This window comes from Thermoactinomyces intermedius (assembly GCF_013912365.1).
Classification (GTDB): Bacteria; Bacillota; Bacilli; order Thermoactinomycetales; family Thermoactinomycetaceae; genus Thermoactinomyces; species Thermoactinomyces intermedius.
The window spans coordinates 1-18,725 of record NZ_JACETT010000026.1 but is presented as its reverse complement, the minus strand read 5'-3'; the positions used below and the strand labels follow the sequence as shown (position 1 = coordinate 18,725).

Annotated in this window: 16 protein-coding genes and 7 tRNA genes; 7 read left to right on the top strand and 16 right to left on the bottom strand. The window is 48.5% G+C overall.

The window, feature by feature from the left end:
* The first annotated feature begins 90 nt into the window (after positions 1–90).
* Positions 91–987, top strand: coding sequence for an SH3 domain-containing protein (locus H1R82_RS06755; RefSeq protein ID WP_181731180.1), 897 nt, complete (start codon positions 91–93; stop codon positions 985–987).
* Positions 988–1,205: 218 nt separating this feature from the next.
* Complete coding sequence (locus H1R82_RS06750; protein ID WP_181731181.1) at positions 1,206–2,339, top strand: SH3 domain-containing protein; 1,134 nt, start codon at positions 1,206–1,208, stop codon at positions 2,337–2,339.
* Between the two features lie 38 nt (positions 2,340–2,377).
* On the opposite strand, the gene nadA is transcribed toward H1R82_RS06750, so the two are convergent.
* The 3 genes from nadA to H1R82_RS06735 are packed head-to-tail and all read right to left on the bottom strand — an operon-like array spanning position 2,378 to position 5,861.
* Positions 2,378–3,490, bottom strand: a complete 1,113-nt coding sequence (gene nadA, locus H1R82_RS06745; RefSeq protein ID WP_181731232.1) for a quinolinate synthase NadA — start codon at positions 3,488–3,490, stop codon at positions 2,378–2,380.
* Complete coding sequence (gene nadC, locus H1R82_RS06740; protein ID WP_181731182.1) at positions 3,481–4,368, bottom strand: carboxylating nicotinate-nucleotide diphosphorylase; 888 nt, start codon at positions 4,366–4,368, stop codon at positions 3,481–3,483. Before nadC ends, nadA begins: the two co-directional genes overlap by 10 nt.
* Positions 4,323–5,861, bottom strand: a complete 1,539-nt coding sequence (locus tag H1R82_RS06735; RefSeq protein WP_181731183.1) for an L-aspartate oxidase — start codon at positions 5,859–5,861, stop codon at positions 4,323–4,325. Before H1R82_RS06735 ends, nadC begins: the two co-directional genes overlap by 46 nt.
* A 180-nt stretch (positions 5,862–6,041) precedes the next feature.
* Here H1R82_RS06735 and H1R82_RS06730 point away from each other — a divergent pair, with 180 nt between their 5' ends.
* Positions 6,042–7,202: a cysteine desulfurase family protein gene (locus tag H1R82_RS06730; RefSeq protein WP_181731184.1), complete on the top strand. Its 1,161-nt coding sequence runs from the start codon at positions 6,042–6,044 to the stop codon at positions 7,200–7,202.
* A gap of 19 nt (positions 7,203–7,221) precedes the next feature.
* Positions 7,222–7,866, top strand: coding sequence for a hypothetical protein (locus tag H1R82_RS06725; protein WP_181731185.1), 645 nt, complete (start codon positions 7,222–7,224; stop codon positions 7,864–7,866).
* Between the two features lie 43 nt (positions 7,867–7,909).
* On the opposite strand, the gene pepV is transcribed toward H1R82_RS06725, so the two are convergent.
* From pepV to H1R82_RS06695, 6 genes are all read right to left on the bottom strand, one after another.
* Positions 7,910–9,325 (bottom strand): dipeptidase PepV, encoded by a 1,416-nt coding sequence (pepV, locus tag H1R82_RS06720; protein WP_181731186.1) that lies wholly within the window; start codon positions 9,323–9,325, stop codon positions 7,910–7,912.
* A 257-nt stretch (positions 9,326–9,582) separates the two neighbouring features.
* Complete coding sequence (locus tag H1R82_RS06715; RefSeq protein ID WP_181731187.1) at positions 9,583–10,578, bottom strand: inorganic phosphate transporter; 996 nt, start codon at positions 10,576–10,578, stop codon at positions 9,583–9,585.
* Positions 10,571–11,191, bottom strand: a complete 621-nt coding sequence (locus H1R82_RS06710; protein ID WP_181731188.1) for a DUF47 domain-containing protein — start codon at positions 11,189–11,191, stop codon at positions 10,571–10,573. Before H1R82_RS06710 ends, H1R82_RS06715 begins: the two co-directional genes overlap by 8 nt.
* Positions 11,192–11,618: 427 nt before the next feature.
* Positions 11,619–11,948 carry a hypothetical protein gene (locus tag H1R82_RS06705; protein ID WP_181731189.1) on the bottom strand — a complete coding sequence of 110 codons (330 nt, stop codon included), beginning with the start codon at positions 11,946–11,948 and terminating at the stop codon, positions 11,619–11,621.
* A gap of 19 nt (positions 11,949–11,967) precedes the next feature.
* Complete coding sequence (locus tag H1R82_RS06700; RefSeq protein ID WP_181731190.1) at positions 11,968–13,512, bottom strand: vWA domain-containing protein; 1,545 nt, start codon at positions 13,510–13,512, stop codon at positions 11,968–11,970.
* Positions 13,513–13,657: 145 nt separating this feature from the next.
* Positions 13,658–15,016 (bottom strand): TrkH family potassium uptake protein, encoded by a 1,359-nt coding sequence (locus tag H1R82_RS06695; RefSeq protein WP_374189117.1) that lies wholly within the window; start codon positions 15,014–15,016, stop codon positions 13,658–13,660.
* 114 nt (positions 15,017–15,130) lie between these two features.
* On the opposite strand from H1R82_RS06695, the gene mnmA reads away from it, so the two are divergent.
* Positions 15,131–16,216, top strand: coding sequence for a tRNA 2-thiouridine(34) synthase MnmA (gene mnmA, locus H1R82_RS06690; RefSeq protein ID WP_181731191.1), 1,086 nt, complete (start codon positions 15,131–15,133; stop codon positions 16,214–16,216).
* A gap of 191 nt (positions 16,217–16,407) precedes the next feature.
* Entirely contained in the window at positions 16,408–17,331 is a 924-nt protein-coding gene (locus H1R82_RS06685) for a hypothetical protein (protein WP_181731192.1), read from the top strand.
* A gap of 26 nt (positions 17,332–17,357) precedes the next feature.
* Here H1R82_RS06685 and H1R82_RS06680 read toward each other — a convergent pair.
* The 3 genes from H1R82_RS06680 to H1R82_RS06670 form a co-directional block, all read right to left on the bottom strand.
* A tRNA-Arg gene (locus H1R82_RS06680) sits at positions 17,358–17,434 on the bottom strand.
* Between the two features lie 9 nt (positions 17,435–17,443).
* Positions 17,444–17,531, bottom strand: a tRNA-Leu gene (locus H1R82_RS06675).
* A 9-nt stretch (positions 17,532–17,540) separates the two neighbouring features.
* Positions 17,541–17,614 (bottom strand) — tRNA-Cys (locus H1R82_RS06670).
* Positions 17,615–17,671: 57 nt separating this feature from the next.
* Here H1R82_RS06670 and H1R82_RS06665 point away from each other — a divergent pair.
* Positions 17,672–18,094 (top strand): YugN family protein, encoded by a 423-nt coding sequence (locus H1R82_RS06665; protein ID WP_181731193.1) that lies wholly within the window; start codon positions 17,672–17,674, stop codon positions 18,092–18,094.
* 3 nt (positions 18,095–18,097) lie between these two features.
* Here H1R82_RS06665 and H1R82_RS06660 read toward each other — a convergent pair.
* From H1R82_RS06660 to H1R82_RS06645, 4 genes are all read right to left on the bottom strand, one after another.
* Positions 18,098–18,171 (bottom strand) — tRNA-Trp (locus H1R82_RS06660).
* Between the two features lie 4 nt (positions 18,172–18,175).
* Positions 18,176–18,251 (bottom strand) — tRNA-Thr (locus H1R82_RS06655).
* A 3-nt stretch (positions 18,252–18,254) separates the two neighbouring features.
* A tRNA-Phe gene (locus tag H1R82_RS06650) sits at positions 18,255–18,330 on the bottom strand.
* Positions 18,331–18,338: 8 nt separating this feature from the next.
* Positions 18,339–18,431 (bottom strand) — tRNA-Ser (locus H1R82_RS06645).
* Between the last annotated feature and the right edge of the window lie 294 nt (positions 18,432–18,725).

Genomic DNA, 18,725 nt, shown 5'->3' with positions numbered 1-18,725 from the left:
TGCGACTCTCTTCTTCACAAATCATTTAACATCCATTATTATCTAAATAGACAGAAAAAAACAAATTCACCTGACGAGGAGGCATGCCGATTGCGTTTTTTCAAATGGTCCTCTCTTTTGATCACGACCATTGCCTTCACACTCATTTTTTCATTTTGGCCGACGGTTTCTGATGCCGCTTCCTTCGGTTACAAAATAGAAGTCAACAAAGCCACCAACCGGCTCTATTTGTATCAAGGCAATCAATTGAAAAAAGTATATCCGGTGGCCACCGGGCGTCAGCCGGGGTTGACCCCGGAAGGCACGTTTCCCGTGGTCATCAAAATCAACAAGCCGGGCTGGAAAGGCATCCCGGGAGGAGATCCGAAAAACCCGCTGGGCGAACGCTGGCTGGGCCTTCGCGTAAACGGAGACCGTGGCAGAACTTACGGCATCCACGGCACCAATCAGCCCGGGTCGATTGGGAAATATGTTTCCAACGGCTGTATCCGTATGCGGAACCAGGATGTCATCGAATTATCGAAGCTGATTCCGACAGGCACACCGGTTTGGATTCACAGCGGCAAAAGCCGTCAAAAGCCACAGGGAAAACCTGACGGACAACCCGTTTTGCAAACCGCCACCATCACGGGCAACCACGTTCATCTGCGGACCGCTCCGTCCCTCAGAGCCGCGATCATCGGGAAATTAAACAAAGGCGCCCGTCTTTCGGCCACGGGCAAAACGAAAGATTGGGTGCAAGTAAAACTGGCAGACGGACGCACTGCTTATGTCCATCAAGACTATATCCGGGTCAAAGGGAACACGATCCGGGTCGGCGTCTTTTTGGCCAACCTCCGGTCCCGTCCTTCTTTGTCGGCAACCATTGTTCAACGCGTCCCCAAAGGCATGGCCTTGACCGCCATCGGGAAGGAAGGAAACTTTTACAAACTGCGCCTGAAAGACGGATCGACCGCATACATTCACGAAATTTGCATCAGCCGGTAAACGGATGTGCCAATGCCTCTGACGAGGCATTTTTTTCTGTGCGAAATTCAAATAATGGTAAAATTCCTCCTGCTCTCTCCCCCGATTTTTCCGGTATAGTTAATTTCAGTTGATGATTCGCAAGCAAGGAGGGGGAAACGATTGCATGATCCGATCGGGCTTCATTCCGGTTAAACTCCTGCTGCTTTCACAATAACATGTAGGAGGGAAAAGAAGCGTTGAAACATATAAAATGGATTTTCTCATCCATTTTGGCCATCGTTTTGGTCTTCGGTTTTTACTTTGGAACCGCAGGAGCTGCGGCCCATTATCAAATCGAGGTCAATAAATCGACGAATACACTCTATTTATATAAAGACGGAACCTTGGAAAAAACATACCGGGTGGCTACCGGCCGCACAAAAGAATTGACTCCCGAAGGAACCTTCACCATGGTGGTCAAAATCAACAAACCCGGCTGGAAAAACATCCCGGGAGGAGATCCGAAGAATCCGTTGGGAGATAAATGGATGGGAATCAGCGTCAATGAAGACAATGGACGTACGTACGGCATTCACGGAACCAATCAACCGGAAAGCATCGGAAGCCACGCTTCGAGCGGATGTGTACGGATGAAAAATGAAGATGTGAATGAATTGTACAACATCGTCCCGGAAGGCACCCCCGTGTGGATTCACAGCGGAAAATCAACGGGGAAATGGGCCGGAGATCCTTCCTTTGCCGTTCAACCGACAAGCGGCGAATTGAAAGTGACGGTCAACCTGGCCAATATCCGGACAGGCCCTTCACTGGGAGCCTTTGTCATGGAACAGGCTGAAACAGGGACGGTTCTGGAAATGACCGGCTTTGTCAAGGATTGGTATCAAATCAAAACACCGGGCGGCAAAACCGGGTTTATCCATTCATCTACCGTGACGAAAAACACCGGTTCTTCCAATCAGAATAACTTTACCGATGCCACCGGTTCCATCAAAGTCACCGGTTCCGTGACCAACATCCGGTCCAATCCGTCTTTGTCCGCTCCGATTGTGCAAAAAGTAAACAAAGGCACCCAACTTGTGCTGACCGGAGAAAATGCGGAATGGTACCGGGTCCGGTTATCCAGCGGTTACACCGCATACGTCCATAAAAGTGTCGCCGAAAAAACAGAAGCCAAAACACCCGATGCCCAAACGATCAAAGTAACGGTCTTTCTTGCCAACATTCGTAATTCCCCTTCGGAAAATGCAACCATTATCATGCGAGTGGCTCAAGGAACGGAACTGAAAAAAATCGGAAACAACGGTGATTGGCATATCATCCAATTAAAAGACGGGCGCACCGGATTTATTCATCACAGTGTTGCCCAATAAAAAAGAAGGAGAAACACCAGTTTCTCCTTCTTTTTTTATCAAACGGTCAACATCCGGTCCAACGCAACCTTGGACCAATGTTTGGTTTCCTCATCCACTTTGATGACATGAATCGGGTTTCCCTCCAAGATACTTTCCAGCGCCCACAATAAATGGGGACGGTCAATCCGGTTCATGGTCAGGCAGGGACACATCGTCGTGCTCAACAATTCAATATGCTTGTCGGGATGTTCCTGGGCCAGCCGTTGCACCAAATTGACCTCGGTGCCGATGGCCCAGCGGCTTCCGGCCGGTGCTTCTTCAATCACTTTGATGATATAGCTGGTCGAACCGGAATCATCTGCCAGTTGCACCACATCAAAAGAACATTCCGGATGGACGATCACTTTCATTTCCGGATCCCGTTTGCGAATGCGGTGCACTTGTTCAGGAGTGAACTTTTGGTGCACGGAACAATATCCTTTCCATAAGATCATGCGCACCGAATCCAACGGCCCTCTTTGCTCCTCAAACTTTCCATCTTTTGGATTCCAAACCACCATTTCTTCCAAGGGAATGCCCAATTGGTCATAAGCGGTGTTGCGCCCCAGATGTTGATCCGGCAGGAAAAACACGCGTTTCTTTTGGCGGAAGGCCCAGTCCAACACCTGCTTCGCATTGGAAGACGTACAGGTGGTTCCGCCGTGCTTTCCGACAAAAGCCTTGATCGCGGCCGTGGAGTTGACATAAGTGACCGGAATCACCGTGTCTTGAAACGTTTCCTGCAAAACATCCCATGCTTCTTCCACTTCTTCAATATCCGCCATATCCGCCATGGAACAACCGGCACGCAGATCCGGCAAAATCACGGTTTGCCCCGGGGCCGCCAACGTATCGGCCGTCTCGGCCATAAAATGCACCCCGCAAAACACGATATATTTGGCGTTTTTCTGCTTCGCGCCCGTCTTGGCCAATTGCAAGGAATCCCCGCGGTAATCGGCATATTGAATCACATCATCCCGCTGGTAGTGATGGCCGAGGATCACCAAATCATCCCCCAGCGCTTTTTTTGCCTTTTGAATCCGTTCGTCCAGTTCCCGCCCGGACATGGAGCGGTAAACCTCCGGCAAATCTTGATCCAAGTAATTCAACATGGTATCCATCATCGAGATGCCTCCTCCCCAAAATCCAAACTGATGTCAAGTGCAGAAACCGAATGCGTCAGCCAACCGAGCGACACCGCATCCACCCCGGTTTCCGCAATCGGGCGGATCGTTTCCGGCGTGATCCCTCCGGATGCCTCGGTCCATACCCGGCCGTCGATCAAACGAACGGCTTCCCGCAGTGTGTCCAAATCCATATTGTCCAGCAAAATCGCATCCACATCATGCTTTAAAATTTCTTCCACTTGTTCCAAGGTATCGGCTTCCACTTCGATTTTCACCATGTGCCCGACATGTTTGCGGGCCCGTTCAATCGCCGCCGCCAGACTTCCAGCCATCGCAATGTGATTGTCTTTGATCATCACGCCGTGGCTTAATCCAAACCGGTGATTGGTACCGCCGCCGACACGGACAGCATACTTCTCCAACTGCCGCAGCCCCGGTGTCGTTTTCCTTGTGTCCAGCACCTGGCACGAAAGGCCTTCCAACCGGTCCACCAACTGCCGGGTCATCGTGGCAATGCCCGACATCCGTTGCAAGAGGTTCAGCGCCACCCGTTCACCCGTCAGGATGGCGCGGGTCGGTCCGGTGATCCGGGCGATCGCCGTTCCTTTTTTCACCCGGTCCCCTTCCCGGACCAGCCATTCCCACTTCATTTTGGGATCCAACTCCCGGTACACGGCTTCCGCCACCGGCAAACCGGCAATCACCCCATCTTGTTTGGCAATAAACAAACAAGAACTTTGATGATCCTCCGGCACCAGCGCCTCTGTTGTGAGATCGCCGACACCGATGTCTTCGTTCAATACTTCACGAATCCATTGCTTTAATGCTATCCAATTCACGATGAAATCCCCCCTTGGATCACTTTGTGTTTTTCCGCCCATTCCGGAATGGTTTGCGGAAAATCACGACGGTAATGCCCCCCTCTGCTCTCTTCGCGCCACCGGGCTGCCTTCATCACCAATTGTGCAGTTGTTAACATATTTCTCAATTCAAACATCCCCGGCAAAACGTGTCCCGAATCCGACAACCGGTTCAGCTTGGAAAGCCCTTCAGCCAAGCCTTCCGATGTGCGGACAATGCCTGCGTGATCCCACATGACCTGCCGGATTTCCTTTTTGATTTTTTCTTCCGTTTGTTTATCTTGGCACAAACGAGGATATTGCGAAGGAAGTTGCATCGTTGTGGACTGCTCTTCGTAAGATGACAGCTTTTTCGCCACCCGCTGCGCAAAAACCGTTCCTTCCAGCAAAGAATTGCTCGCCAGGCGGTTGGCGCCGTGAACACCCGTGCAAGCCACTTCCCCACATGCAAACAGCCGCGGGAGGGAAGTCCGTCCGTAAGAATCGGTTTTGATGCCTCCCATGATAAAGTGCGCGGCCGGCCGGACGGGAATCCATTCACGCTCCGGATCGATCCCGGCTTTGCGGCATTCTTTGTAAATGGCAGGAAACCGTCGGGCAAATTTCCCTTTCAAATGTCTGGCATCCAAATACACTTGTTTCCCTTGCTGCATTTCGGTGTAAATGGCCCTGGACACCACATCCCGGGGAGCCAGATCTTTTAATTCGTGATACCGCTCCATGAACCGGTCTCCCGACTCCGTCACCAAAACGGCGCCTTCGCCCCGCACGGCTTCCGAAATGAGAAACATCGGATTTTGGTCGACAGCCAGTGCCGTCGGATGAAACTGGATAAACTCCATGTCCGTCAATTGCACGCCGGCACGATGCGCCATCGCAAAACCGTCACCGGTGGTCACCAAGTCATTGGTCGTATACTTGAAGACTTGGCCGCATCCTCCCGTCGCCAACACCACCCCTTTCCGGGCCAGATAACACGTCGGCTCCTGATCGGTATCCAGCGCAATCACCCCGCGGCAAGTATCGTTTTCCACCAATAAATCGGCCACCATTGTATGCGTTTGCATATGAATGGATTTCTGCCGCTCAGCTTGCCGCAGTAAGGTGGAAGTAATCCCGGCTCCGGTTGAATCCCCGTGCACCCGCAAAATCCGGGAAGCCGAGTGGGCCCCTTCTTTGGCCAGCAAATAGGCATTCCCCTTTTTATCAAAAGGCGTTCCCCAATCGGCCAGCAACCGGATTGTATCGGGAGCCATCTTCACCATCAAACGCACGGTATCCTCATCACACAAATCCACTCCCGCCCGCAGCGTGTCCTGCCAATGCAGGTTGGGAGAGTCTGCTTCGCCGATGGCCGCGGCGATCCCGCCTTGGGCCCGGTAAGAATTGCTCGCATCTTCACATGCTTTGGTCAAAACCTTCACTTCTCCGGTTTCAGACAAAAAAAGCGCTGTCATTAAACCGGCAATCCCGCTCCCTACGACAATGTAATCGGTCGTGACTTGTCTCATCATGATAAGGTCCTTTCAAAAAACGTTAACAATTTGTTCATATTCATTTTCTCAATAACAAAAGGAATGTCAATAGCAAATTTTTTCTTTTTATGTTTTGAACACTTCACGAAAAAAGGTCTGTTGTACTTTTTTTTCGCTATAATAGGTGAAGAAAGCTTTACAAATGCGGAGGTTTAATCGATGAAACCCATTTATTTGGATTACGGGGCCACCAGTCCCGTACGGCCGGAAGTAATGGAAATCCTTCTTCCTTTTTTCCAAACAGAATATGCCAATGCCGGCAGCATCCATGATTTCGGACAACGAAGCCGGGATGCGATCGAGCGGGCAAGAAAACAGGTGGCTGACTCGCTGGACGCTTCATCCCCGCGGGAAATCATCTTTACCGGAAGCGGCACCGAAGCCAATAACCTGGCCATCTTGGGAGCAGCCAGAAAACACCGGAACCGGGGAAATCATGTGATTACGACATCCATCGAGCACCCTTCGATCCTGGAAACATGCAAACAATTGGAAAGAGAAGGGTTTGAGGTAACGTACCTTCCGGTCGATCCATACGGCCAAATTTCTGTGGACCAAGTTAAAGAAGCCCTGACGGAGCAAACCATTCTGGTCAGTGTCATGGCCGCCAACAATGAAGTGGGAACGCTTCAACCGATCCAAGAAATCGGCCGGCTCCTTCGCCACACACCGGTTTTGTTTCATACCGATGCAGTGCAATTTTACGGCAAAATCCCCTTTTCCGTTCAGGAACTGGGCGTGGACCTGCTTTCCGTCAGCGGACATAAAATTTACGGTCCCAAAGGAATCGGCGCCCTGTATATCAAAAAAGGAATCCGGATTGAACCGGTTCTCTTCGGCGGGGGCCAAGAAAGAGGCCTGCGTCCTGCGACCCAAAACACGCCCGGAATCATCGGTCTCGGAGCGGCCGCTTATTTGATGAGCCGGGAAGTGGAACAAGAACGGCAGCGGTTGACCCGGTTGCGCGATCTGTGCCTGAAGCGGATCCAAAAGGAAATCGGCCGGGTGGAATTAAACGGCCATCCAAGCAACCGGTTGCCCAACAATCTGAATCTCAGCTTTCACGGGGTCGAAGGACAAGCCGTTTTGTTGGAACTCAACCGCAAACAAATTTATGTTTCCAGCGGTTCCGCTTGCAGTGCAGGGAAACATGCCCCTTCCCATGTCCTGATGGCCATGGGCAAAAGTGAAGAACAAGCCTATCAAAGCCTTCGCATCACCTTTGGCAGGGAAACCACCGAATCGGATGTCCATCAACTGGTGGATCATTTAAAAGAAATTCTTGAGGACTTGCGAACCTTCTTGCGAAACAAACCTTAATACGTGGAGGCTGTTTCCATTGCAAAAATATCTCAAAGGATGCTTGAAGTTATTGTCCGGTTTGCTGATTGCCATTTTGTTTTGGATTTTGTTTGTCTTTTTGCAACAAATGAATTACCGGGATCCGGAGCAGATTTACTTAATGGGAACTCCCGTCGCCTACGGGTTTGTCTTTTTCTTTTTATGTATCTCTGTCGGTTTTATCTTTTCCTTTTTCAAAAACCGGTTCCATCCCGCCCGATTAAAAAGGCGTTTCTTTGTGTTTGCTTTTTTCTATTTGGTCAGCAGCCCGCTTGTGATTTTAAGCTTTGACAATTATTTGCTCGTGACTCCCCAAGGTCTTGGTTACAGCCGCTTTTTCAGCATCGAAGACATGCATTTTTACCGCTGGCAGGACATCAATCACGTGGTTTTGGACTACAAGCCGGAACAACTTCCGTTTATGAAAGAAAAACTCCGCCTTCAATATCACATCCATTTTAAGGATGGAACAGCCTACAACCTGAACAGTTACAATTCACCGCTTTATGATGCCGGCCAATTTAAGGCGATCCATCGCACGTTGCTCCGGAAACAAGTTCCGGTGATGATTGAACGTCCCCTGCCTGCGGATGTTTCCCCTGATTCATTCATTTATCAGATGTTCCATTTTCACTCGCAATAAAACATCCCCTCACCAGGCTGACAACCCGGGTGAGGGGATGTTTTCATTTCGCCAATTCATACATGGCTTGGGCATAAATCGCAGTGGCCTTCAGCAATTCATCCACATCGATATATTCATCACGCTGGTGAGCGGTTTCGGCACTGCCCGGAAACAACGGACCAAAGGCAACGCCGGTGTCCAGAACCCTGGCATACGTTCCTCCGCCGATGGCGAGAATCTCCGCTTTTTCTCCGGTTTGTTCTTCATAAACTTTCGTCAGCGTCCGGATCAAGGGATGATCGGGATCCACAAAATGAACCGGCTTATGGTCGGCCTCCGGAATTTGGAAACCGTATTCAGCCAATTTTTTCTCTGCCGTTTGCAAAATCTGTTCGGCATCGCCGTTTTTGGGATAGCGGATATTGATGCGGACTGATTGTTTTTCCCCGGCTTCAAAGCGGAAAACCCCGGCATTGACGGTAAGAGGTCCCATCCATTCATCGGACACCTGGATACCCAATTTCTCGCCAAAGAAACTGTCCACAAAAAGATCATTGATCATGCGGACATAATTCTCCCCTTCCGGATCCAAAGGAACTTCCGCGAGGAAACGGGCCATAAACAGCGCTGCGTTCTTCCCTTTGTCCGGTTCCATGCCATGATGGGCTTTCCCTTCCATCACAATGGTGACACCCTCATTGCTTTCTTCGGCGTATCCCTGGATTTGGCGGGTAAGCAGATAGTCTTGAACCTTTTCTTTCAATGCGAAGACATCCCCGTCTCCGCTCAGCCGGACGGTGGCCACGTCCGGAACCATGTTGACGCGTTGCCCGGATTCAAACCGTTCCAACGTCCATGCGTCATCCTGGTGCGCCGGTTTTTGGCCGGATCTTACCGCCTGGATATCCAAAAAACCTTTTTCGGCCGCAATGATCGGAAAATCGGCATCCGGGCTGAATCCCATCACCGGCATCTCTTCTTTCTCGAAATAATGAGACATGCAGCGCCAGCGGGACTCTTCATCCCCTCCCACAATCAGCCGGATCCTTTTGGACAGGTTAAGCCCCAGATCCTTGATGATCTTCAGCGCAAAATAAGCCGCCATGGTCGGGCCCTTGTCATCCAGGGCACCACGGGCATATAATTTGCCATCGCGGATTTCGGGTTGAAACGGAGGACTCGTCCATCCATCTCCGGCCGGAACCACATCCACATGGGACAAAACCCCGATGATGTCCTCCCCGTCGCCGTATTCAATATGCCCGGCATAACCGTCCACATTTTTGGTTTGAAAGCCGTCTTTTTTGCCCAATTCCAACATATAATGAAGTGCTTCCGCCACTTTTTCCCCAAACGGAGCCTGAGCGGAAGCCGTGGATTCATCCAAAACACTTTCAATGGACAACAAGTTTTTTAATTCTGATAACAATTCATCTTTCCGTTTTAACACTTCTTCCTGCCATGCCACTTGGTTCATAACCGACTCCTCCTGTTTCACGTTCATGACATTTCTCCTTTCCGTTATGTATATTCAGCGATGATGGAGCAAAACGTGAATATATCCTCCTTAAAATGGAATAAGTCTCTTTTAATGGAATTTATTAGATGCATGACTTATTTCTAATTAATATACCACGTTTGGGTAAAAAGAGTAAATGAAGCAAGCTTCACCCCGTTTCAGATTGTTCCTATTTTTTAATAAAAAAGAAAAGACTTGTGTCGCCACAAGCCTCATCAACCTTCCAAAAATTTCAAGACATGGTAAAAGAGAAAGCCCATCACAGCCGTCCCCGGAAGGGTCAGCACCCAGGCATAAATGATTTTTCCGGCCACACTCCAACGCACGCTGCGGACACGTTCCGCCGCACCGACGCCAATGATTGATCCCGTAATGGTATGTGTCGTACTGACCGGAATCCCAATTTTTGCCACCGTCGTCAACAAGATAGCCGACCCGGTCTCGGCGGCAAAACCTTGCGGCGTTTCCAAACGGCTCAACCGGGAACCGATGGTATGAATGATTTTTTGTCCGCCCATTGCGGTTCCCAAACCCATGGACAAACCGGCAGCCACTTTGACCCAGCTTGGAACCGTCAAATCACTGTATGAACCGTACGCCACCAAAGCCATGGCCACGATCCCCATCGCTTTTTGCGCATCGGATGCTCCGTGGCTGAACGCCATAAACGCAGACGAAACAATCTGCAACGGTTTAAAAATCCGTTTCACCCGGGAGCGGGGCATGTTTTGGAAAAGTTTCCGGATCAATTTGATCAGACTTCCCGAGAAAAGTGCTCCCAATACGGGAGAAATCAACATGGCAACAAGAATCATAATAATTCCATGAACTTTAAGAACGCCAAAACCTTTATATGCAATCACCGCCCCGATCAAACTGCCGATCAAGGCATGGGATGAACTGGTGGGAAGTCCCAACAACACGGTGATGATATTCCACATGATCACTGCCAATAAAGCCGATATCAACAAAACCAATGTCACATTTTCCGGATCCACAATATCTTTTCCGATCGCTTTGGCAACCGCCGTGGAAAAAAAGGCCCCGGCCAGGTTTAATCCCGCGGCCATGAAAATGGCTGCCCACGGGGATAACGTGCGTGTCCCCACCACCGTCGCAATCGCGTTGGCGGTGTCATGCCATCCGTTAGTAAAATCAAAGATCAATGCCAATACCACAACTGCCACCAATAACCAAAACGGATCAAGCATACTTCATTACCACACTTTCCATCACGTCCATCACATCTTCAAAGGAATCCGTGACACCTTCCAGTTTTTGATAGATCTCTTTCATTTTGATTAATTCAATCGGGTCAATCGACTCTTCAAACAACGCACTGATGCTTTCCCGCATCAATTTGTCGCCTTCGTTTTCCAACGAATTGATTTCGACGGAAATCCGGCGAATGGTGTCAAAATCCCGTTTTTCCAGTGCGACAAATGCTTCCTGCAACTGGCGCGCCGATTTTTCCAGGATTTCGCCATACTGGATCAGGTAAGGCGTCGTTTTGTTGACGTGCATATAAACAAACCGTGCGGCGCATGCTTCAATCCCGTCCAAAACATCATCCAGATAATAAACCAATTTCAAGATGTCTTCATGATCAAGAGGAGTGACAAACGCCTTGTTGAGTTCCTGGATCACCAGATGAGTGTAATCATCCCCCTTATGCTCCAGTTCTTTCAATCTTTCCGCATATTGTTCCTTTTCTTCCAAGGTTTCCACGTTTTCGCGGAACAGCTGTACGGCCTCGATGATGTTGGTGGTGGCATCCACCATGGTTTGGTAAAAAATCTTGTCCTTTGACCGGTTAAAGAGCACAATCGTTTCCTCCCAATCAACCATTTTTTAACCAAAAATTATCATATTCTTAAAAAAGAAATTTTGAAATACCTCAGCCTGAGACTTAACCAATTATTTATCTCCGGTTTAAAAAAACTTAACAAAAACTTTACATTGGGAACACAAAACACAGAACACCCTTTGCAGAACCAATGCGGTTTGGCGGTGCGGAAGAAAAGGAACAACGGGCACCACGGGCTTTTAGAGGATTTGGAAGGACCCAATTATTTATTTTAACACAGAAGCAAATGGCTGAATCAAAGGAAGAATCTTCTTTTCACCTGGCTGAATCGTCCCGACGACAGAAATAAACTCTGTTTTATCTATTTCCCAAATGAAAAGATTATATAAATGCACGAAAAAAGACACCCTTTGCAGGTGTCTTCAAAGCGGGTCCGATGAGCCGTCACATATGAACATTGCTGTGCAAATAGGTTCCTTCGATCTGTAAGTAAAGCAAATTGATCTCACTGATTTTTTTGGACAGCTCGTTCATTTCCTCATTGGTTTGAAAAAAGAGCTCTTCATCTTCTGTATCCTTCAATTTTTCATAAAGCTCCATATAAGTTTGTTCAAGTTGTTGGAGACGGTCCGGAATTTTGTCACACACTTGTTGGCAAGCCCATTCGAATTCCTGCTTCTTTTCCGGGGGCAAACTTTCATATTCCACGTGCAAAACCGGCCGCATCAATTCCAACTCTTCGTCATAGCGAAGCTCAAAAGCAGGTTTTGTCATCTTCTTCACCTTCACCTTTTCAGGGTTGCGGCTTTTCTCCCGTATTTATCTGCATATTGCGTTTCACTTGATCTTGCAAGTCCTCTTTGATCAATTGCTCCGTTTTCAGCTCGATCTGATCCGGATCCCCTCCGGCTTCTTTCCAATCTTTAAGCAATCCGGACACTTCTTTGCGGTAATCTTCATCCAGTTTGTTGCCCACTTCATCGAATTGCTGTCTCATATAATTTTGCAGCTGTTCATTCCTTTGTTCAATCCAGGAACGGATTTGTTGAAAGGTTCGCTGGTCGATTTTTTGATCATCTTTGATAAAGTGGTTGGCTTTTTTCAGTCGATCCGATTCCCGGTCCACTTTGGTTTGCATATCGGCATAATATTGTTGCAGGCGTTCTTCATCATAGTGATGGGCTTTTTGCACCGAATTGATGGCTCGGATCGCCCACGGTTGCCGGCTTTCTTTCAAGCGGTCCGTTTCGGATGCCAAAACCTTTTCCAATTCCTTTTCATTTTTGACGGTGGCATAATCCCCACCGGTTTGATCGGCAATGTTTCGCAGTTGCTGTTCGGTTTTCGCTTCCACATCCAACCCGATCACGTGAACATTGGCAGCGGTGTCGGACAAATGCAGCGCTTGCGCCATTTTTTCCGGATTGCCGTCACAGTTGTCATAACCGTCCGTGATTAAAATGACGTGGTTTTCCACCTGACCGGGAGCCCCTTTTTTCATATCCGGTTGGGATTTAAACAAGGCCAGGGCCAAGGGATTGTAGCCCGTCGGTTGAACCCCGCTCAAAGCTTGTTCCAGCTGCTTTTGATCATACTTGGAACCTGCATAAATTTTTTGGGTGCTGTTGCATGACCGGTCCCGGTCCTTCAACTCCGGACTCCCTTCATGTCCGTAAATGCGCAACTGGAAATCCACCGTATTTTGCGGAAGCCGTTTGGCCAATTGTTGCAGTGATTTTTTCACCGCATCCATCTTCGGTTGTTCTTCCAATTTTCCTCCCATGCTTCCGCTGGTATCCAGTAAAACCACATAGTTCATTTTTTTGTTTTCCGGCGTCTTCGATTTCTTCGCTGCCTGTTCCGCTTGCAGCCAGCGGTCTTTCACATTGCGCCATGCTTCACTTTTGGCTTTATAGGATTGACGGGTGAGTGCATCAAACGCTTCGACATCCTCTTTATAATTTTCGCCGACCAACCCCAGCAAATAAGCATAAGCTTTGTCATCCGACAAGCCTTTAGGCATTTGCTGCAAAGCGTTGATCACTTCATTCCGCTCATAATTTTTCCCGGCGTATCTTCCTTGCCCGTCATCATTCAATATCGCCTGCAACTCGGTATGGGGAGCCGGGCTTTTGGGAATGCTCCGGTCCTTTTCCCCTTCGTCCGGATTCTCTTCTTTGGCTTGTTCCTGTTGTTGCAGCGTTAAGTTGTCCACTTTCTCGATTTCATTGCCTGTGGTTTGTTGGATTTTTTGAATCACTGACGCGCAACCGGTTGACATCCCGGCCGTCAACAACAGGAAGCCGGCCAGCAGGACTCGACTTTTGCTGATACGCATAAGCCCTCCTTATCCTATCCTCTTCATTGATCTATATATATCCAACCTGAGAGAAAAACATCCCAATTTGATTTTAGCTTACTTGATGCACTTTGATTTCGCAATAGGAACAGCCTGCCTTCATTCGACAATATCGGGAAAGATTTCATCCGATCAAAGGGCGTTCTTCCGGATACCGGTAAGGAGGCGGATCAATGTCGCGGGCAATGGCCAGTGCCAGCGTGATCGGGCCGAGGCGCCCGGCAAACATGCTGAAAATGAGAATGACTTTGCCCACCTCGCTCAAATGGGGGGTCAGCCCGGTGGACAACCCCACGGTCCCCACGGCGGAAACCGCTTCGAACAATGCAGACAGGATGTCGGTTTGTTCCGTGATCGCCAAGAGCATGGTGACGATGATCACCAACGTTAAGGAAGCCACGGTAATTGTCAACGCTTTATACACATGACTCGTGGGAATCCGGCGCCGGTAAGCCACCACATCCTGACGTCCCCTCATCATGGTCCAAACGGCCAGCAAAATCACGGCCAGCGTGGTGGTTTTGATTCCTCCCCCGATGGAGCTGGGAGACGCCCCCACAAACATCAGCAGGATGGTGAAAAACAATGTGGCCGGATACATGTGGCTTAACTCCAGGGTTTGAAATCCTCCGGATCTGGGTGTGACCGCATGGAAAAAAGAAGCCAGCAGCTTTTCCTTCAAAGAAAAAGATTGCATGGTTTGGGGATTGTTCCATTCCGTAAACAAAATGACAAGCATTCCGATGCCAAGGAGCAGGCCGGTCATGGTCAACACCAATTTGGTATGTAAACTGAGCCGTTTTGTCTTTGGATAATGGATCAGCTCCAGGATCACGATAAAACCGATGCCACCCAAAATCACGAGGAAGCCGACAATCAGATTGACCCAGGGATCGTGCACATAAGCTGTCAAACCGGCAAATGCCCGGGTCTCCCCAAACAGATCAAAACCTCCCTGGTTAAAAGCGGAGACTGCATGAAAAAGTGCATAATACAACCCTTTCTTTATCCCCCAATCCGGGACGAAACAAAAACTCAAAGCGACAAACCCGGCCCCCTCGACAATCAGGGTGATGAGAAACACTTTCAGAACGAGGTTGACCACGCCTTGCAAATCCAATTGATTGAATGCTTCCCGCAAGACCAACCGCTCCTGCACGCCGATTTTTCTCCCCAGAATCATGGCAAACAAAGTAGTGAGGGTCATGATGCCCAATCCGCCGGTCTGAATGAGCAGGAGAATCACCATTTCGCCAAATGTGCTGAACGTTTGCGCCGTGTCCACCACCACCAGTCCGGTGACACAAACGGCAGAGGTTGCCGTAAACAAAGCATCGATCCATGGAAGCGGCTGTCCGCTTTCGGTGGCCACCGGCAAGGAAAGGAGAAGGCTCCCGGCCAAAATCGCCACCATAAAACCAATGGCAAGCACTTGAGCCGGATTCAATCTTCTCTTTTGAAAAAGATTGTTTTTCTTGTACAACACACGACATCATTTCCTTCTGTAAAATTTGTTCAATGTGTTTGGATTGGTTATAATGAGATCACTGGGTAAAATAGCATTATACATCAATTTTTAGCATGGGACGGATTCATTATGACCAGAAAACCTCGAGTTGTCGTTGGCATGTCCGGTGGCGTGGACTCTTCGGTTACGGCCTGGTTACTGAAAGAGCAAGGATATGAAGTGATCGGCCTGTTTATGAAAAACTGGGATGACACCGATGAATTCGGTCATTGTACCGCCACGGAAGATTATGAAGATGTGCGGAGGGTGTGCGCACAAATCGGCATCCCTTATTATTCGGTTAACTTCGAGAAAGAATATTACCAAAAAGTGTTCCAATATTTCCTGGATGAATACCGGAAAGGCCGCACCCCCAATCCGGATGTAATGTGTAACCGGGAAATCAAGTTTGGCGATTTCCTCAAAAAAGCCAAACAACTGGGAGCAGACTTGATCGCCACCGGACACTATGCACAAATCAAAGAAGAAAATGGCACCAAATATTTGGTTCGCGGTGCCGATCCCAATAAAGACCAAACTTACTTTTTATATGCAGTTCCGAAACAACACTTGATGCAAGCCATCTTCCCGATTGGCCACATGCAAAAGAAAGAAGTGCGTGCACTGGCTGAAAAAGCGGGACTTGCCACTGCCAAAAAGAAAGACAGCACCGGAATCTGTTTTATTGGCGAACGCAATTTCCGCGAATTCCTCAGTCAGTATTTGCCGGCACAACCAGGCAAAATTTGCACGCTGGACGGCCGGGAAATCGGCGAGCATCACGGCCTGATGTATTACACATTGGGACAACGCCAGGGATTGGGCATTGGCGGTTCCGGAACCGGTGAGCCTTGGTTCGTTGCCAAAAAAGATTTGGAGAAAAATATTTTGTATGTGGTCCAAGGGCATGACCATGAAGCACTCTACTCCAACGGTTTGTCGGCAACCGACGTCAACTGGCTGGGAGAAGGAAATTTGCCGGACCGGCCGTTTGAATGCACTGCCAAATTCCGTTACCGCCAACAAGACCAAAAAGTGCTTGTCCATCCGCAAGCTGACGGTTGCCTGCATGTCGAATTTGAAAAACCGCAACGTGCGGTAACCCCCGGACAATCGGTCGTGCTGTATCGCGATGAAAAATGTCTGGGCGGCGGCATTATCGATCACACGTTTTAAACTTGCCCATAAAAAGCTCGGGGACGGGGAATCTCCCCGCCCTCCGCTTTCCTTTTAATTACTTGAATAATTATATTTAACCTAAAAAAACCATTTTATATATTATATAAAAATAGAACTTTGGTCGACTGTTCAAAAACTGGAAAATAGAGTAGCATATAAACGAGTTTTCATAAAGGAGGACTCATTGCGTGAAAAATACATATCGCGGTAAACCTGAACGCAAAGAGGATTTTTCCATCGACGAATTCGGCTTGCAAGTCAAACGAAAAGCCCTGGTGTTTACCAGTGCCGGCATTGCTTGCTTGATCATGACTTTTTCCGCATATGTGATCGGAATGGAAGGAACCTATCCGACAGCATCCGAGCTTGAAAAACCATTGATTTCGAAGAAAAAGTCAAATATCTCAGAACATGCAGTCAACGAATCCGGGCGGCTGGCATCAGCGGATCCGTCCAACCAGCCGGCCACCACAAAGAACAACGGGGTAACTGCGGACACATCCATTCAGCCTGACACCAATTTAAACAACCCGGCACCGGCTGCTTCCAACCCTTCTCCGAAGAAAGATCCGGCGGCACAGGAACCAAAAAATCATGACTTGTCGGATATTGTGGCCATTGCCGATCCGGTTGGAGAAACGCCGGTTTACGAAAAGGATGATCCGGTACCATCCAACGATCAAAAACCGAAGTTTCCGCCACCAAAGTTTGAATGGAATCAACCAGGTTTCCTTGATCACTTGATTCCTTGCAAGCCTGAACCGTCCAAAGACTCCACAAAATCAATCATTAAAAAACCGAAAACCAACAACGATCTCAAATGGATTCATTTAAACCCCCGTCACAAGGACGAAGATGACAAACAATCCAATCAGCTCAACCAATCTGATTCATCTGATGTGAAAAACCAAGAAAGCCAACGACGGAGCCAAAATAAGCAGACCATTTCAAGCAAAGAAAAACCTGATCAAGACTTCAAACGGTTTCAAAAGCAGGCCTTGCTTTTCGAAAAGAAAGACAAGCATCCACACAGCAAAAGTAAAAGCCAACCTGTGATGAAAGAGCCGTTCTTGAAATCAAAACCAAAATGGAATCATAAAAAAAGCAGCTAATTCAATTTGAATTAGCTGCTTTTTTATGGCGTGCCCTGGAAGATTCGAACTCCCGACCTTCTGATCCGTAGTCAGACGCTCTATCCAGCTGAGCTAAGGGCACATATTTAGCTGGTGCGGACGAAGGGACTTGAACCCCCACGGTCTAAATGACCACAAGAACCTGAATCTTGCGCGTCTGCCAATTCCGCCACGTCCGCACAACATCATGGAGGCGGCACCCGGATTCGAACCGGGGATAAAGGTTTTGCAGACCTCTGCCTTACCACTTGGCTATGCCGCCATGTTGAATGAAATAAATCAGATCATCAAACAATAACTTTGAAAGGAGGAATCAATGGTGATTACCATTTCATCAAAAATTGAAGGTTTGCAAATTCCCTACGGAATTCTTCAAGAACAATTGGAACCTGAAGATTTTCATCTGGGCGGTGGTTATGATTACGACCACGGCTATCTCGACAAGCCTTTGGATTGGGAATCTGATCAAGGTTACCGTTACTATTTGCGCATTCCCCTTTACACGGTCAAAGGAGAATTGGAATCACGCGACGCCATCGTCAAAATCGGTAAACCTTTTATCATAAAACATGAATTCCTGACAAAAAACGACCAATCCGGAGATATCGGCCTTGTCAGCTCTTTGGTGAATCAATTCTCCAAACCCGTCCCTTCAGCAGATGAACCCATCGATAAAAAATGGATTCAGCGGGCTGAAAAAGTGATTCAAACCATCGAATCCAAACTTGCAACCGTAAGTTGAAGATGGCAGGGGCGGTAGGAATCGAACCCACACTGGAGGTTTTGGAGACCTCTGTTCTGCCATTAAACTACGCCCCTACGATGGTGCTGGTGGAGGGACTTGAACCCCCAACCTACTGATTACAAGTCAGTTGCTCTACCAATTGAGCCACACCAGCCAGTGGTGGCTCGGGACGGAATCGAACCGCCGACACGAGGATTTTCAGTCCTCTGCTCTACCGACTGAGCTACCGAGCCTCATAAAATGGCGGAGAGAGAGGGATTCGAACCCTCGAGGCGGGGTTTGCCCGCCTACACGATTTCCAATCGTGCTCCTTCGACCACTCGGACATCTCTCCGTGTCAAGTCATCCAAAAATAAGTTACTTACTTATTTCGTATTGTTTATCGTGCTGACAAATAATATGATACACAGCCCCTGTCTTCATGTCAAGACAAAAATTACTTTACTTTTTTTCAGAAAACTCCCCTCTTTGCCCTCTCACCTTGGAAGACGGTGAAAAGATTGAGCCCATTCCCATCAAGGAACAGGATACACGCGAGGAACAAAACTGAAAGATCAGGGACATGATATTTGAAAACAATTCCCCCTGTCTGAAATCAGGGGGGATTGTTTGCCTGGCAACGACCTAC